The 18022-nt window shown below is 51.5% G+C and carries 10 protein-coding genes; 4 read left to right on the top strand and 6 right to left on the bottom strand.

Annotated elements, in window-relative coordinates; genetic code table 11:
• Positions 1-307 precede the first annotated feature (307 nt).
• Positions 308-499, top strand: a complete 192-nt coding sequence (locus ACSHWX_RS15990; protein WP_435669237.1) for a hypothetical protein — start codon at positions 308-310, stop codon at positions 497-499.
• Positions 500-585: 86 nt separating this feature from the next.
• On the opposite strand, the gene ACSHWX_RS15995 is transcribed toward ACSHWX_RS15990, so the two are convergent.
• The 6 genes from ACSHWX_RS15995 to ACSHWX_RS16020 all read right to left on the bottom strand — a co-directional run bounded on the left by ACSHWX_RS15995 (position 586) and on the right by ACSHWX_RS16020 (position 13823).
• Positions 586-2709, bottom strand: a complete 2124-nt coding sequence (locus tag ACSHWX_RS15995) for a GmrSD restriction endonuclease domain-containing protein (RefSeq protein ID WP_435669238.1) — start codon at positions 2707-2709, stop codon at positions 586-588.
• A 319-nt stretch (positions 2710-3028) separates the two neighbouring features.
• Positions 3029-6103, bottom strand: coding sequence for a type III restriction-modification system endonuclease (locus ACSHWX_RS16000; protein ID WP_435669239.1), 3075 nt, complete (start codon positions 6101-6103; stop codon positions 3029-3031).
• A gap of 1 nt (position 6104) precedes the next feature.
• A complete protein-coding gene (locus ACSHWX_RS16005; RefSeq protein WP_435669240.1) occupies positions 6105-7967 on the bottom strand; it encodes a site-specific DNA-methyltransferase in 1863 nt (620 codons plus the stop codon).
• Between the two features lies 1 nt (position 7968).
• Positions 7969-9861 (bottom strand): site-specific DNA-methyltransferase, encoded by a 1893-nt coding sequence (locus tag ACSHWX_RS16010; RefSeq protein ID WP_435669241.1) that lies wholly within the window; start codon positions 9859-9861, stop codon positions 7969-7971.
• 24 nt (positions 9862-9885) lie between these two features.
• Positions 9886-10554 (bottom strand): DUF4391 domain-containing protein, encoded by a 669-nt coding sequence (locus ACSHWX_RS16015; RefSeq protein WP_435669242.1) that lies wholly within the window; start codon positions 10552-10554, stop codon positions 9886-9888.
• A complete protein-coding gene (locus tag ACSHWX_RS16020) occupies positions 10551-13823 on the bottom strand; it encodes a helicase-related protein (protein ID WP_435669243.1) in 3273 nt (1090 codons plus the stop codon). The genes ACSHWX_RS16015 and ACSHWX_RS16020 overlap by 4 nt, the downstream gene beginning before the upstream one ends.
• Positions 13824-14397: 574 nt before the next feature.
• Between ACSHWX_RS16020 and ACSHWX_RS16025 the strand changes: the two genes are divergently transcribed.
• From ACSHWX_RS16025 to ACSHWX_RS16035, 3 genes are read left to right on the top strand one after another with little or no spacing between them, the layout of a single operon-like run.
• Positions 14398-14907, top strand: coding sequence for a hypothetical protein (locus ACSHWX_RS16025; RefSeq protein WP_435669244.1), 510 nt, complete (start codon positions 14398-14400; stop codon positions 14905-14907).
• A complete protein-coding gene (locus ACSHWX_RS16030) occupies positions 14908-17043 on the top strand; it encodes a type IV secretory system conjugative DNA transfer family protein (RefSeq protein WP_435669245.1) in 2136 nt (711 codons plus the stop codon).
• A gap of 1 nt (position 17044) precedes the next feature.
• Positions 17045-18013, top strand: a complete 969-nt coding sequence (locus ACSHWX_RS16035) for a replication-relaxation family protein (RefSeq protein ID WP_435669246.1) — start codon at positions 17045-17047, stop codon at positions 18011-18013.
• Positions 18014-18022 lie beyond the last annotated feature (9 nt).

The following is an 18022-nucleotide window of genomic DNA, read 5'->3' on the forward strand; positions in this document are numbered from 1 at the left end:
CGTTTCAGTCCCATAGTTCATCTCCTTTGTTGCAGTAAATGCTATCAAAGGAGCGGCATCAAACCGTGACAGGTCCACCTGTACGGCTCGTTTTTGCCGGTAGCGGTTCAAGCGGCCAACCCGCTGGTGCAGTCTCATCGGGTTCCGATAGCGTCCGGCTAATGTTGGCGCAGCTTATGTGCCAATTTCTAAGATCCTTGCGTGGTAGAAATCTTGAAGTGCACAAATCTGATCCATGTCTAGCACCTCGCCACTGACGATCTCGTGGAGTTGTTTTCACGCCCAGGCTGAAGCCGGATTGATCAAGATGCCGCTGGAAGTCCATGGCGAATTCACCGGCGACGGTCTTCATGTCCAGTGGATCAACGATCCTGATGTGAAGGCCGCTTTAATCCTTGATGAAGCCGCCGAACCCGCGCTGGTCCAAGGCCCGCCAGAACAATGCGGATATTCTCTTTGGAAAAATAGGTTTGCCGCGTCTTGCGGCGGATGGAATTGACCAGTTTGTCAGCCGAAGCTTAGCTGGTTCCGGATTTCTTGTTCATCGTCACTCCTTGACGGTTGCGATGAACCAGAAACCCACCGTTATACAAACCGCTCTGTGATGTAGGATTGTACCTCACTCAATGGCAATTCAGGCGAAGAGTTTCCGCTCCGGACATAGAATTTCTCCTGCACTGGTCCGCCTTTTGATGATATTGAAAGGTATACGGGCGTGTTCGCCTGCCTCACTTCTACGCTACAAATTTCGACGCCAGCAACTTCAGGAAATGTTACGTCAATTTTGGTTGCCGTGAATGATTGACCGAATGATTTCTGGAACAAGTTGGTTAGGTGAAGTTCGAACTTGTCTTTGCCGCCGCCGCCCAATGATTTGTAGTCACGCTCAAGACCTGCAATTTCACCTTCGTCTTTCACACCCATAACTAACCTGCCGCCCTGGGCATTGGCAAAAGCAGCAACGGTTTTGAGAATAACGTTCTCCAATTCTTTGTTCACGGTGTTTTGCCGAACATCCCAACGCAAAGTTTCTTTGAATTCGACTTCTTCGTTTTCACCCTCCGAGATTAGATCCTCAAGGGTCACCTGACCGTTGGCCGCTTCTGAATCTACGATACCCTCCAACCAAGAATTCAGGCTAGTGGCGAGCAATTCTCGCCGCGTTTTAAGAAAGAGCTCATAGTTTTCGATCTCCCAGAGTTCTTCATCGTCAGGGATTAGCTGAAGCGTCAGGGCGTCAGGGAAGCGCAACTTGGCATCCGCCAAGTATTTCTTTGCCTCGTTAGCGCCTTTGGTTCTATTTGCCAGTTGTGTCAGAATAGCTCTATTGGTCAGCTCCTGTGCCAGCGAATATTTGATCCGGTTATCCATACCGTATCCAGCGGCCTTCAAGCGCGAGTAAGGGAAAATATGATCATACTCTAGTTGATATTTGTCCCCCATCGGCTTTTGGATTTTCACTCCGGTTGTAAGGCATTTTGCCCCTCGGCTTTTCAAATGCCATCTCGTCAGCCCAAAGAGCGGATGTTGTACAGCTCGACCTTCGAACTCATCTGCCGAAATTGCTATGTTTCCTCCGCGATCTTCGCGAATTACATCAAGAAGGCGGTCAAACGGCGAAGGAGACTCTGCAACAATCTTTAGATCGTGGTCCAGTTTTTGTGGCAACTGGCTGACATACCGGCGGCGCACTTGCGAATAGTAGAACCACTTCACAATTTTTAAGACTTCGGTCTGTGTCAGGTTGCAGTCTCGGTCGTTGCAATGGACGATGATCGGAACGAGCGCATAGATCGAGTTGATTTCGTAAGTGTGGTCAACATAGGCGTGCGAGCGAAGGAGGTTCGCAACGTAGTCGAGCACCTTCTTATCCAACTTTTCCCATGCTTCACGAAGCATTTCGTCGTTGTCTTCAGGATGCAGCTTGCGCATATCCGAGCCATTGTGATGAAGAACGCCAAGAAGAACATAGACTATAAAGTCGAGTTTGAAGGCAAAACCATTCTCCTTCAGCTTATCGAGCTTGGCCTTGAAGCTCTCTCTAGCCTGTGGCCAATACCCGGAAATTTGGGCCAAAGCTAGTTCAGCGTCTGTCAATGCAACCCCACCCGCATTTACTTTATAAAAGATATCGATTGCTTCGCGAATAGTGGCCTTCACTGGGACTGTTTGTTCTGGAAAATCTCGATCTAAGACTGACAAGATCAATGCAAAGTTGTCATGAATCGTGTCTTCTTGATCTTGTGATACTTCCGTGCCCGAGCTCTCAATTGCCTTTATTATTTCACGTGCGCGCGCTGATTTCTTAAAGATCTCCGTTATATCTATCCAAAGAGGGTCACTCTCCATTCGTATTTTTGAATAGTATTCCAACTCCAAAGTGCGAACGTTCACAAACAGACCACGAGTATCGTTCGTAATCTCGTCAAGCGAGTAGTAGGGTGGCAGGTTACCAGTGACGAGCATGTACAACGTTGTTATGCGCTGCTGTCCGTCCAGTAAAATTCTTACGGCTCCTTGGCGTTCATCGTAAACGTGGCCGCCTTTCAGTTCGGGTGGGTTGTTTGTTTCCCATGTAAGCATAGTACCGGTTGGATACTCTTTTAGCAGTGAGTCCATGAGGAGTTTTGCGTCTTCTCGTTTCCAAACGTATTCACGTTGGAATGCCGGTACAAAGAGTTGGTTTTCATCCACCTTGTCTAAAATCATTGAGATTTTCATTTTTTCTCAAACCTCTTACTTCAAATTGCGTATCAACAAAAACTATTCGCCCGTGCTCTAGAGCCTCAGATGCTTTCGCGGTCACCAGACTTTGGCACGAAAGTCCCTCAACCACCACTTAGAATTGAGATTTTTTGAATGGTTGATGGGCTATTGCCTATGGGTGAGCTGACCACCCAGCTAAGGCGCGCAGAAACTGGAGAATTGTCTCAATCGGAAATTTCTTAGCACTAGTATTCTCACTTTTTCGCTGAGGACTTTGGCATCGTCACAATTGGCCTAAGTCGTTCCATTCGAAAAAGCACCCTCAGTTGCCACGAACCGCGGACATAAGTTCAGAAAAGTCAGAAACGACATCATACTTCACATGGTCATTGGGCACGCTGTTCGCGATTTCCTCAAAGAACTTTCTGGCACACTTAATCTTTTCTCGCTCAAGCTCCCGGAACTTCAAGGATGGCTGGGAACCCTTTGTTTCTGCGATGAAATAGATATGCTGAACTGACTTTTCCTTAAAGGCAATGGCCCAGTCCGGGTTGTAGTCGCCAACTGGTGTTGGAATGAGAAAGCCCTGCGGCAACTTGGAATAGACAACGATTTTATCGCTCGTATCGAGATCTTCTACAAACTTTCGCTCGACGCCGGAATCGACCACGGCGTAGTCATAGATGTGGTTTCGGAGTTTCCCGACTGCCTGCGTAAGGTCTGTGCCGCTTTGAGACACAGGAAATATGTCGGTGTCGTATCTGTCAGATGTTGCATCATAGGTCAGGTGCTCGATGACTGTCGTGGCTTTCTGCTCTTTAATGATGCGGGAGGCTTCGGCGATGAATTGTTCAGGGTTTGATTGGAACGTTGAAAACTTCGCTGGACTCATGCCGGTCAGGATTTTTCCTATAGTACCGCGTGTCAGTTCCGCGCCTTCGGCAAGTTTGCCGATTACGTCGTATGAGACGAGCGAATGCGCGGAACTGCTTTCTTCGCTGCGGATGCCGGACTGCTTGAACGCAGCGCCATCTCGTAATTGTGCCTCGGTCAGCCCCTCTGAAAGCTGTCCTTCAGTAACCACATACTGCAGGGGGGATACCACAAGATCACGGTCCAAGGTGTCGACGCAGCGTTTCACAAGGTCTTCAGAGTTAAACTCGACCTGATAAACGGCTTTCCGGTTGATGCGTTGCCACAGTTCTTGGAATTCCTTTTTCTCAAAGTTTTTGTTGCGCGGAATGGCCTTCGGCTTTCGCCCGTCGCCCATCATGTTGTCGAGTTGAGAGCCATTGAAAACGGTGTCAACTAACTTCAAGATTTGCTCCTGTTGGTCGAGGAGTTCGTCAGGAAGGGCAGCGAGCGTGCCAGCTTCGCGCGCGTCATGGTAGGCTTGAGTGATGCCATCATTGTCATCGATATAGTCATTCTTGACGAGATACCGTTCGATGCGTTTTGCCATATCTTTCGAGACAACGGTCTCATTGCCGTCGACTGTGATCGACTTGCCTTCGAAATACTCTGCGTTTGCTTGGCGTGGTCGCTCTGACAGGTTTTCAGCGATCTCTTTTTGCAAACCGCCGACAAAGTCTTTGTAGCTTTCGCTTGCAACCACGGTCAGAATATTGATGTCGTGAACTGTCGCGGCGTGATCCATGCGGTCGCCGTTCTTGTTGACGGAAATCCGCAGGCCACGGCCCACTTCTTGACGGCGGGAGATCGTGTTATCGCTGTGCTTGAGCATGCACATCACAAAAACATTGGGATTGTCCCAGCCTTCACGCAAAGCCGAGTGGGAGAAGATGAACCGCGTCGGTTCCTCGAACGATAGAAGCCGCTCTTTGTCCTTCAGGATCAGATCGTAAGCAGACACATCATCCGTCAGACCCGCGAATTCCCCGCGCGCTTTGACCTTTGGATCAACCAGCTTGCCCTTCTTGTCGATCGAGAAGTAGCCGTTGTGCGTCCCGCCAACCTGAATGCCTTCAAGGTGTTTGCGGTAGGCCTCGTCTTCCAGCGGCAGCTCGCCTAGATATTCTGCCTTCAAGTTCTCATATTCTTCTTCGAATACATGGGCATATTCGCCCTTTTCATCCTCTTTGCTGTAGTCGCGATATTTTACGACTTCATCGATAAAGAACAACGACAGTACTTTGATGCCCTTGGCGAATAGCTGTTTTTCGCGTTCCAGATGGGCTGAGATTGTCTCGCGGATTTGAATGCGGCGGATGTCGCGTTCAGTGATGTCGCCACTTGCTTCGCCAGCCCTCAGAACGGCACCGTTTGTGAAATGCACCTCATCAACACGCGCATCGATATCGGATACGACGAAGTCCCTGTACTGGTCGAGCCCCTTTGACAGATCGAAGAGATTACGCCCTTTTTCAATCTTTCGCAGTTGGCGCTTGATGCCCGAGGCGGTCTTCACCTCTATCTCCACACGCGCCACAGGGTCGCTTTTCGAGATTTGGATGCCCTCAAGGTATAGGTACGCGTTCGTGCCGGTCAGACCTTTGGCCTGAATGCCGCGCACTTCGATCTTTTTCACCAGCTTTTGACTGAACGCGTCAACAGCATCCAGACGATGCACCTTGCTGTGGACCGTCTTGTGGGTCGCAGAATAGCGCAGGATAAACAGCGGGTTGAATTCCGGCAATGCGTTTTGTGTGGCGGTGCCTTCCATTTTTTGAGGCTCATCGAGGATCAGAATAGGTCGGTTCTTGGCAATCACATCGATGGGGCGGCGTGATTGGAAATCGTCCAGCTCTTCGTAAATCCGCCGGTTGTCTGCCCCCGAGGCGTTGAAGGCCTGTACGTTGATTACCATTACGTTGATGCCCGCGTCCGAGGAAAAGCTCTCCAGCTCATGCAGCCGCTTGGAATTGTAAATAAAGAACCGCGCCTTCTTGCCGTAGCCTTCGACAAAATGCTCTGCGGTCATTTCCAGCGACTTGGCCGCGCCTTCGCGGATCGCAATCGACGGCACCATGATGATAAACTTGGACCAGCCGTAACGCTTGTTCATCTCGAAAATGGACTTGATATAGCAATAGGTCTTGCCCGTGCCGGTCTCCATCTCGATATCAAGGTTGATCGCCGCGCCTGGCTTATAGCTGGCCGGTTTCGGTTTGCCCTTGTGATCGACAAACACGCTAAGGCTTTCGGACAGGGGCATGTTCTGGCGTTGCTGCACCTTGCGTATGTTTTCGAGCACCTGAGTGGAAGGCATGGCCAGATCGGCGTTGCGAAAGCCGTCCTCGTCCATGCGCCCTTGGGTGCCGCGACCGGGGTCGATGCGGTACATCATTGCGGAGGTGTTGGGCTGACCTTCGAAGCAATCGACCACGGCTTCTACCGCTTCTGACTGATACGGTTGTGATTTGAATTTAATTCTCATTTTAGATCGCCTTCACTTCGGTGGCGGGAGACATGGCCTTGAAGAGTTGGCGCACGTTGATCTTGGTCTGGTCATCGGCAAAGCCTGTGTCCTTGAACACGATCCGCATAGGGGCGTGGCCTGCCAGCTCTTTGACCAGATCCTCGGAAATGCCATCGTCGAAACAAGCCATCAGGGCAGTTTCATCGACAAAGAAGACGGTTTTGCCCTGTAACGTCTCGCGGCGGATGGGCAGCGTCAGGTCAACACCCCAGTCGAGCAGGACTTGGAACAGCAAGTCCTCTGCCGTGCGGTCGGGTTTGACGTTATCCACACGGGACAGAAGATCGGCCTGAGAGGTTTGATCCGGCGTGTAGAACACATCGGCCATGTTGGAGCTGTCGATCTTGAGAACGCGGAAGCCGAGTCCCTCGACCCCTTCCTCCTTTTTTTCTGCGATGACATTTTTGATACGTAGCTTTCCCATGTCGAAAATGGTTTTCATTTTCGTTTCTGGAATGCGTAGTGGCTCAGCAATTTGAACGCCTATAAAGCGACGGTTTCCGCCATCTAACTTGTTTTGTTCAAGAACCGCATGTGCGGTGGGTGCGCTGCCACTGAAAAAGTCCAAAACGATTGCGTTTTCGTCGGGTTGAGTGGACAAGTGAATTATCCTCTGAAGAAGTGCCACAGGCTTGACTGAGTTCAAGACATTTTCTGTATTCTCGAACTGAACATATTTTAGGAGCGTTTTCTTTGCGTCCTGAGTGTGCCCGACATCCTTATAAAACCAGAGCGTTTGGGGGGTGCGCCCTGACGAAACTTCGGACAAGAATTTCTTCACCGCAGGCGTATTGGTTCCGTCGTGGCCCCACCAAATTCTGTTGTCTGCATCTAGTTTCTTAAAATTGTCTTCGTTGATCGCCCAGTAACGTCCTGTCGGTGGTCCATCGATCACCCTACCCGACGGCGAAGTTACTGGATAAACCCCAGCATCATAGGGGTTCCGTGCCGACATATCCGAGGCCTTCCATGGCCCGCGTGGATCGTCGTCTAGGTTCTTGTAGCGAGCTTCCATTTCTTCTGTGCGGGGAAGAGCATTCGGCGACCAGCTTTCCTTGTTTTTTGCGAAGATCAGAATGAAGTCGTGGTCTTCAGAAAACCATTTGGCCGAGTTCTTGGGCGCGTAGACCTTTTGCCAGACGATTGTTGAGACGAAATTTTTCTCCCCAAAAACCTCGTTGCCAAGCTGCCTTAGATTGTGAACCTCGTTGTCATCGATGGAAATGAATACCACACCATCATCGGCCAGTATGTTCTTGGCGAGACGTAGTCTTGGAAGGATCATAGACAGCCAATCCGAGTGGAAGCGGCCGTTTGCTTCTGTGTTTGCGACGAGCCTTTTTCCTTCTTCGTCTCTCTGACTTGAGTTCGTCAGATACTCATCGGAAGTGCTTGAGTAGTCGTCGTCATAGATAAAATCCCGGCCAGTGTTATATGGCGGGTCGATATAGATCATCTTGACCTTGCCCAGGTAGGTCTCTTGCAGCAGTTTCAACGCCTCAAGATTGTCGCCTTCGATAAAAAGGTTCTGGGTGGAGTCGAAATCGACGCTTTCGTCCCGCGCAGGGCGTAGCGTTTTGGCGATGGGCGCGTTGGCGGTGATCAGCGCCTCGCGCTTGCCCGGCCAGTTCAGGTGGTAACGTTCCTGGGGGCCCTCGATGATGCTGGCAGACAATTCTTGTTTCAGCTGGTCAAAATCTACTGCCAGTCGCAGGGTGCCGTCTTCATCCGCTACCTCTGTTACGCATTCGGGGAAAAGCGCGCTGATCTTGGCTATGTTTTCTTGAGTTAGATCAGGGCTGTGCATCTTTAATTTGTCCATTTTAGATCGCCTTCACTTCGGTGGCGGGGGACATGGCCTTGAAGATTTGCTTCACGTTGATCTTGGTCTGATCGTCGGCAAAGCCGGTGTCCTTGAATACGATCCGCATGGGGGCGTGGGCGGCCAGCTCTTTGACTAAACCTTCAGAAATGCCAGCGTCGAAACAGGCCATCAGGGCTGTGTCATCGACGAAGAACACGGTTTTGCCTTGTACCGTCTCGCGGCGGATTGGCAGGGTCAGGTCAACGCCCCAGTCGAGCAGAACCTGGAACAATAGGTCCTCTGCTGTGCGGTCGGTTTTGACGTTGTCCACGCGGGACAGAAGATCGGCCTGCGTAGTCTGATCCGGAGTGTAGAACACATCGGCCATGTTGGAGCTGTCGATCTTGAGAACGCGGAATCCGACATCCTTGTTCCAATCGGGGTGACATTCGCCTTCGAGGATCTTTTGGCCAGCGCGGCGGATGCGTTCTTTGGTGATATCTGCGATTGTTGCATATCCAGCCTTCTCAGGCTCTGACCCTGTTGAACAAATCTCTGGCAATTGAACCAATATTGATGATCGGGCTTTCCCATCAAGTGCGTTTTGAGACAAAACAGCATCTGCGGTTGGGCCAGAGCCTGCAAAGAAATCGACAACAATGTCGTTTGTGTTCGTCGAAATATGGACCATTCTCTGGATTAATTTAACGGGTTTAGGGGTCTCGAAAACTGAAACGCCGTCAAATAACTCATTGAGCGATCGCTTGGCTGAGTCGGTTGTTCCAACTTCATCTGCAAGCCAAAGGGTGTGGGGGGTTAATCCCGCTTTCTCTTCATCCAGAAACATTTTTTGACGGGGAACATTTCCACCGTCAGCGCCAAACCAGATCATGTTGTTTGCGATCAGCTCATTTAACTTGTCATGGGTGAAACGCCAGCAGCTTCCTGAAGGAAGATCGACGACTCGACCATTTGGTGTCGTGATGCTGTAAAACTGAGACTTGGTACCGTGACCCGCCTGCGCTGTGATGGCAACTGATTGCCAAGGCCCGCGAGGGTCGTTGTCCGGATTGGTGTATCTGGAGCGAGCCTCATCGGTTAGCGGTAGAAGATTCCTGACTAGTTCAAACGTAGTTTTGTCCTTTGCCACGCACACAATAAAATCATGACTGGTTGAGACGACTTTGCGATTTTCCCTAGTTTTTCGTTTTTGCCAAACAAACAGAGATACAAAATGGCCATCGCCAAACACTTCTCTTACTAAAGCAATCAGGTTTCCGACTTCTTTATCATCAATTGAAATCCAGAGTGACCCTTCCTCGGAAAGACAATTTCGAGCCAACCGCAAACGTGCGTAGATCATCGAGAGCCAATCAGAATGGAAACGACCATTCGCGGTCGTATTCGCGACCAATCGATTGCCTTCCTCATCTTTCTGGTTAGAACGCTCAAGAAACTCCGCTGAATTTTCAGCAAAGTCATCATCATAAACAAAGTCATTCCCCGTGTTATACGGCGGGTCGATGTAGATCATCTTGACCTTGCCCAGATAGGTCTCTTGCAGCAGCTTCAGCGCTTCAAGGTTGTCGCCTTCAATAAACAGGTTCTGGGTGGTGTCGAAATCCACGCTTTCATCCCGCGCGGGGCGCAGCGTTTTCGCGATGGGGGCGTTGGCAGTGATCAGCGCCTCGCGCTTGCCCGGCCAGTTCAGGTGATAGCGTTCCTGCGGCCCCTCGACGACGCTGTCCGACAGTTCTTGGCGCAGCTGATCAAAATCTATCGCCAGACGCGGCTTGCCGTCTTCACTCGCCGCCTCGGTCACACAGCCGGGGAACATGGCACGGATCTTGGCGATGTTGTCCTGCGTCAGGTCAGGGCTGTGCATTTTCAGCTTCTCAATCTCGTCACTCATATCGTCCCCACATCGTGTTCTGGCCTATTCCGGCTTTTTCAGGTGCTCGAAGTCTGCCTGCGCCGCGCGCAGTTGTCCGTGCAAGTTCATTTTGATGTTGAATTGCGTCTCGCGTTTCAACTTGGATTTCAGCTGGCTGATCTCACGCTCTTTGGTTTTGAGGGCGTGCGTCCGGTCCATCCGTGCGCTCAAACTCTCGGCCGTGTGCGGCACGATGGGCATGAGTGCCGTTAGAATTTGCTCATAAAGCACGCCTAGGTTTAGCGCCACAGGCAATGCATTGCGCGCGGTGTCCGCAGCCAACCATTCCGAGCGCAGGTAATCCGAGATGACCCATTTATCCGCCTCTGCCTCTGACGGGCGCTTGTGGGCCGCCGCGATTTGGATTTGGCCCTCGTGTTCCAGTTCGAACAAGATTGGAAAGGGGATGGCGCGGTCGATGGCTTTGAGCAGGTCGTCGTGTATCGCGTCGGTTTTCAGTGTGATGCGGAAAACCTGAATTTCAGGCACCGATTTGGTGGCGGTCAGGTTGATCGTTTCAGGGGCCAGTTTGGCGCGCCATGTGATCTGGTCCACTTGGCTCACGAATTTGTCCTTCAGCGCGGTGCTGGCCCGCACACGGTCATAAATCCGCGTCTTGGGGACAACGCGTTTCAACAGCGTGGCTTTGGGGTAGTCGAAGATTGCCGTCATGCCTCCGTCCGCACGACGATGAAGGCCAGAAGCTCAAAATCATCAAGCCCAGCGATGGTGTGGGTCAGCGCCGTGGTGTGCCCGCCCGAAAAGAGGCTATCGAGGTCGCGCTCTTCTTTCACCTCGATCATGGATTTGATCGCGTCGCTGAGCATTTCGGAGTATTTACCCATCTCGCGCCCGTCACGGGTTTCCGCGTTGAAGGCGTCACAGAGGGCCTTGAGCGGTTTATCCAACCCCTTGCAACTTACACGGATTAAATCGAGCAGTCGCTTCACCTCGGTATGGTCTGCAATGACGTTTACGTCGTTGTCGAGATAGACCAGATAGTAGGGGTGAAGCCGGTTCTGTTGATTGACGTTCACATCGGGGTGGATGTTGCGCAGGGCAAAGATGACGCCAGGACGCAATCCCTTTGCAGGGTTGGCTGGAACAATTGTATGCAAACCTTTGGGTTGGCCCGAAAGGTCGCCATGCGTCTTGGTGTAGTTGAGCAGATCCATGCGGAAGTCGTTGAGGCCAAGATCCGTGATCGAAACGCCGGTTTTGACGTCCTCGAGCTCGATGACTTCATCCTGGAGACGCTGCAGCTGGTCTTTGCGGTAGGCGGTATCGCTGCTTTTGGCCGTTAGGACGTTGTCTTCACCGGTGCCTGCGAGGTCGACGATGTGCATCCGGTTTTCGACGCGTTCCTTGAGGTTGATGTATTCATCCAGCGAAATGTCGGGCCAATAGTTGACCAACTGAATCGCAGTATTGGGCGAACCGATCCGATCAATACGCCCGAAGCGCTGAACGATCCGGACTGGGTTCCAGTGGATGTCGTAGTTGATAAGGTAATCGCAATCCTGCAGGTTTTGACCCTCGGAAATACAGTCGGTGGCGATGAGGATGTCCAGCTCTTCAGCTACGTCAGGCATGATCAACGCTTTCTCTTTTGCCTTTGGGGCAAAGAGTGTGAGAACCGATTGGAAATCGTAGTGAGGCTTAAGGCTGGTTTTGGGGTTGCCCGAGCCCGTGACGATCCCAGCCTCGGAATTCATTGACAAGCGCAAGGCTGGAACAACGTTTTTGTACAGATATTCCGCCGTGTCCGCGTAGGCCGTGAAGATGAGGACTTTGCGGTTACCAGGATTGAGTGGTGCAGACATCTTTTGTTGGATCACGTTGATCAGATGCTGAAGTTTGGCGTCATCTTCAACGCCGACCTTTTCCATCTCGGCAAGAAGGCCCAGTATGATTTCGCGATCTCCACCCAGATCAGCCTTCCAGGTCGGGATATCCATGTCGGCAAGGTCGATCTGGATCTTCTTGCCAATGGTAAACTCCCCAAGGCCTGAAAGTTCGTCGTCATCGGCTTCCAGATCGTCGACATCACTGAAAACGTCGTCAATGCGGGTATTGCCACCGTATGCCTCGAAACGCTCAATGGCTTCCAGCATTCGGCTTATGTTCCTGTCGAGTGTCCCGAGCGTCAGGCGGAAAGCTTCAACTGAGCTCTCAAGCCTTTTCAGCAAGTTTGTCGTCATCAGCGCTTGCAGGCTTCGTTCGCGATCAGCTTGGCGCAAAGTTCCCTTAGAGCCTTCGGTTTTGGTGTCGTAGAGCTCTTCGTATTTCTTGAGACGGCTCGGTTGAATATAGTTGACCGGCGCATAGACAGCCATTTTTAACAGGGAAAGGTCGCCGTAAATTTCGTCAAAACCGATAACATCATCTCGCCGTGTAATCGGGAGGTGATGAGATATTGGCTTCTTGCGTTCGGGGAACTTTCCGATGTCTGCAGTGTCATAGAATTGTTCAATGTGCTTTCGCGAACGCGCAATAGTCACCGAGTCCAAAAGCTCGAAGAAATCCAAGTCCAGCGCTCTGAGAATTGCCTGCGCAGTGCGCTCAGCTGGCGGAAGTTCAGACCAATTGTTAAAAGCGGTTTGGGCTTTTCGAAATATTTCCTCAACGCTGGAATTTGTCTTCAAGTTTCGGCTCAGATTGTCCGAATGGCCTTCATAGGCCAATGCAAGTTGGTTTCTAAGGTCGGTAAACCTGTTGTTTACAGGAGTCGCAGATAGCATCAGGACCTTTGTCTTCACACCGGACCTGATAACTTTATTCATTAGTTTTTGATACCGGGTCTCTCGATCTTTGAAGACGTCATTGTTCCGAAAATTGTGGGATTCATCAATGACAACGAGGTCATAGTTCCCCCAATTGACCCTATCCAAGGGAATACCTAACGATTCACCGGATGTTCTCGACAGGTCAGTGTGACATAGCACATCGTAGTTGAGCCGGTCTGCGGCAAATATATTCGTCTTCAGGTTTGTATTGTAGTTGCGCCAATTGTCAGCGAGCTTTTTGGGGCAAAGGACGAGAACCGATTTGTTCCGTAGCTCGTAATATTTGACAACCGCCAATGCCGTGAACGTTTTCCCCAATCCGACGCTGTCTGCCAAAATACAACCGTTGTATGTCTCCAGCTTGTTGATAATGCCGGTAGCGGCGTCTCGCTGATAATTGAACAGCTTGTTCCAAACCAAGCTATCAAGATAACCAGTTTGATCATTGGGAAGCACATCATCGTCAATTTCTTCCAGAAAATCCCTGAATATGTTGTATAATATCAGAAAGTAAATTCGCTCCGGCGAATTTTCCTGGTAAACGGCCTCGATGTGTTGAAGGACCTGCTCGGTCACGTCCTGCACGTTCTGAGGGTTGGCCCACACCTGATCAAAGAGAGACAAATAGGTATTTGCGGACAGTTCGTCTTCAAAAGCATGCGTGAAGTTCGAAACAGCGTTCCCGGGTTGGTAGCCCAAATCGACAGCTGAAAACCCGCTTATTGGTGAGAAGACTTTGTTGCCTTTCCCCGCTTCGATGTGTGCGAACTGCTGCATTGGAGCATCTGTAGCGTTAGACTTGAATGTGACTTTTTTCCGGATCCAGTCAGCGCATTGTTTCGCAATTGCTTTTTGGGTCAGCTTGTTTCGAAGATGGATCTCGAATTCCGTGCCATAGAGCGCTGACTCCCTAAGTTGCTTCGGGATGAAAAATTCCCGCTTCTGCTTTTTGGAGCGCCCCAGAGCCTCATTTGGAATGAAGGTCGGATCTGTCAGGATAAATTCGAGCTCTTGAATGCTCTCCAGTTCAGTCTTGAGCGCTTCATACGCGAAGATTGAAAAGCAGCTTGCAGCCACTCTGATTTTGGCACCTGCTTCAGTCCCAGCTTTCAGCTCGTCTCCGAAGAGGACAGAAATGTTGTCAATAATTTTCAAAAGGGAACCCTGAATTCGAATGCTATTTTTGTAAATGTAACGCGCAACAGCCTGTGTTCACACCCCAAAATGCGGCGCTGTGGACGGATAGGCAGCTTGCATCGAGTAAAATGATCTAGGCTTTAGTGGGAGTGCACACCCGCTGAACTATTGAAACGGTCGCTCCACTACCCTGACGTATTGCGGCATTGTTGTTCGGAGTGGAGATGGTGTCGGCACGTGGGCGATCATATCCTCACAGTTAAGTCTAAGAACTGTGTCTGACGTTGCCGATCTGAACCTGCGCGTGCGGGATCAATTACGGGAATGGCTATGCGAGTGCATTTTCTGCTTTCTGTATCCCCATTTTTACTCTTTCCCAATCCCCATCCATAGTTGGACGTTGCTGACCATTGCTGAGCGGACTTTTTGAAAAGAATTCCGTGACTTCACTACTTAATAACCTTCCATAGTGAACCCACCCGTACCACCCAATCAATTTTTTGTCCGAGGCAAGGAAATGCGGCTTGACGCAACGTCAGTGGCTGATGTCCTATCGCTGGATAAATGAAATCAGCATTTTTTGGGGACAGACATGGAAATACTTTTCAAGCGTGAGCAGACAAGCGGAAAGATGTCGCGCGTCAATTTCAAACTCTGGGGTAAGATTGAACTCGACGAGGATGAACAAGCGATTGTTAAACGCTATCGGTTTGACGATGCTGTGATGATTGACGCTTTACAACCCAAACTTCTGCGAAACTCCGCTCTCGTTTCATTTGTTGTTTTGATTCCTTCAATATCGGTCTTTAGCCCCTTGGGCGCTCTCGGGATCGCACTTGCTTTTCTTGCGGCGGGTGGGGCTGGATATTGGTACTTCAATAACAAGCGAGAAACGATTTTCGTCAAGGACCTCCTACATGGGCGGCATTTTACCTGTGATAGCGTGGTCGAACTTGCTCGCAAGGAAGCGTGGTTGCATGATGTCGTGAGCTTTCTGCGCCAAGTGATGGAAAGTGCCAAGCATTGGGATGGTGCCGAGCGTCACACTGTCGAAGCGCTGCCAAGGGAAGAAGCCCGGCAGGCTATTCTCCGGGGCGGATAGATGCCGCTTCATTTCGCCGCTCGGATGCACGCGTTTGTGCATGGTCTGTTTCGCCCGAGCGACGAAGCAGAGACCAGGCAGCTTTTCAACCGAGTGGCGGCGATGTTTGAGAGCCACGGCCTAGGAGACGCGGACGCGCGGCTAGACTTGGTACATGAGATTGCAGCGGATGTGCTAACGGCATTTGAGATACCGCAGATTCACCCGCAGGTCGCTGTGGCGCAGAGGCTGGCGGATCGATTTTTCGACTATGAAAACCTGTTTGTCATGCCAGAGGTGGACTGGTCGGAACGTCGGTCGGTTTCGGAATATTGGGCCATTCGTGACGAACTAAAGGTGCAACGAGCGCTTTTGGAGGATTTTGAAACCACCCGTGAAATTGTCACTTTGGCGCTGATCAATTTTCTCGATCCTGTATACAGAGCCTGCCCGGCACTTCTGTCCAACCATGAGCAGTCGGACGGGATCACGATCCCAACCGATCTGTTGCGCAGCATCGGCGATATCGGGAAAGTCACTGAAACTATGTGCAGCACAGCCTTTGCTGAAGAATTGGAGCGCCAAGACCTGTTGCCACGTTTGAGGGACCGGCTGGGCCGCAATCTGGTTGCTGCCTCGGGCGGTAACCCTGCTGACCCGAAGGGCTTCAACCGGGCACCAAAAATGCCAACGCAATTTGACGCCAAAGACCCGGATGCGCTAGTGAATGCCTATCTTGGCGGTACACCGCTTCTGGAAATCTTCCGGCAGGATGTGTCCTTCACTATACCTATAAGTTCGCGTTTCGAGCATCATCACATTGTGGCCGGGTCCGGGCACGGCAAGACACAGACGCTGCAATACCTCATAAGTCAGGATTTGGAGGCGATGTCTGGTGGCAACCGCACCGTCATCGTACTCGACAGCCAGGGCGATCTGATACGTAACATCTCCAATCTTGCTGTCTTCGCGCCGGGTGGCGCGCTGCATGACAGGATCGTCATCATTGATCCCACGGATGTGGAATGGCCTGTGTCCCTGAACCTTTTCGATGTCGGGATCGAACGCCTACAGGGATACGCGCCGCTTGAACGCGAACGGCTGACCAATTCGATCTTGGAGCTATATGATTTCGTGCTGGGTTCGCTTCTCTCAGCCGAGATGACCCAGAAGCAAAATGTGATCTTTCGGTATGTAACGCGTCTGATGCTGTATATCCCGGATGCCACCATTCATACACTGCGGGAGCTGATGGAACCGGGCAGTCAGGTGAAGTTTGCGGCGGACATCGCCAAGCTTTCGGGCACCGCCAAACATTTCTTTGAAACCGAATTTGCAGGCCGGGAATTCGAGCAGACGAAGAAACAGGTGTTGCGTCGCCTCTGGGGGATTCTCGAAAACCAGACTTTCGAGCGAATGTTCAGCCATCCCCGCTCGAAGCTCGACCTGTTCAGTGAAATGAACGCGGGCAAGGTGATCCTGATCAACACAGCCAAAGACCTTCTTAAGGAAACCGGCACAGAAATCTTCGGCCGCTTCTTCATTGCCATGATAGCCCAGGCGGCCCAGGAGCGGGCGACACTGCCAGAAAACCGGCGCACGCCGACTATGGTTTATATCGACGAAGCTGCAGACTACTTCGACCGCAACATCGGGTTGATTCTGGCTCAGGCACGCAAATACAACGTCGGCATGGTGCTGGCGCATCAGTATCTCGGCCAATTGGAACCGCGCCTGCAGGAGGCGTTTGCTGCCAATACGTCGATCAAGTTTGCTGGGGGCGTTTCCGCCAAGGACGCGCGCACGTTGGCACCCATGCTCTATTGTGACCCAAACTTGATCGAATCCCAGCCCAAGGGTAGTTTTGCCGCTTATGTGCGCGGGGTCACCAAGTCGGCGCTACCGCTTGGGTTTCCGATTGGGCATTTAGAAAAGCAACCAAGGATGAACAAAACCGAGCGACAGGAATTGCAACGAGAAATGCGGGCGCGTTACGCCGTCCACTACACCGAGCTTGACGGCGTGACGCCGAAACCGGACGAACCCGAGACAGACTTGAACCCTGAAATCGAGGCGCAGACCGAAACTATCAACGAAAAATCTAAGAAAAAGCCGGATGCGGGCGGTGCTGACACCGACGCCGGGGTCGAGTTGTGATGTGAGCGCAGATCGTGACACCACCGGACGCCGAAAGCGGACACAACCTGTGTCCACCGGCAAGCGCGTGACACCACAGGACCGTGATCTTCTTTGGTTCCGGAAAATCCATGAGCATGGGCCGTTGCCATCTTCGTTCCTTTTGCAATATGCCAAGGATACCCACCGCAGCGAGAAACGCGCCAAAGAACGTCTGACCGACCTTTTCAACGAAGATAACACACCACATGGCGGACCCTATCTGGCGCGGCCTTCGCAACAGTTCCGGACCATCGACAGCCGGTACAATCAGTTGGTCTACGACCTAACACCTGCTGGGAAAAAGGCCCTTAAAGGTACTGGGTTCTGGATTGAACGCAGTGCCGCGCGTTCCGGCCCCTGGCTGCATGGTTTCATGGTCAGCTGCATCACCGCGTCTGTTGAGCTGGCCGTACTCGACCGGGATGACATCGAATACATTCCACAATCCCAGCTACTTGAACGCGCGGACGCAGAGTTGCGATTTCCGACCCGCATCACCGATCCCGCCACCAAGCGCCAATACGAAAAAAACCTGATCCCGGATGCGCTTTTTGCCCTCAAATACCAAACGTCGGAAGGCAACAGGTATCGCTGTTTTCTGGTAGAAGCTGATCGCGCGACCGAACCAGCCACATCAAAGAACTTCAACCGAAAGAGTTGGCAGCGAAACCTGCTTCAATACGAGCAATACGTCGGGCGGAGCCTGTACCGGGAGCATCTAAAACTCAAATCACCCATGCTGGTTCTCAGTGTGGTCACCGACCCAAAACGCCTTGATCAGGTGCTCCGAATCGTCCCCAGGCACGCGCCATCGATTCAGTCTCTTCTGCTGTTTCAAGTGTGGGAGGATTTTGGACCTTCTTTTCGACCGCCGCGGCCAAACACAGCACTTCTTGAAGGATCGTGGGCGCGAACGGAAGTGTCATCATTCCGCATCGACCAGGTTTGAAAAGCCGCA

The organism is Maritalea sp., from assembly GCF_051251695.1.
Classification (GTDB): domain Bacteria; phylum Pseudomonadota; class Alphaproteobacteria; order Rhizobiales; family Devosiaceae; genus Maritalea.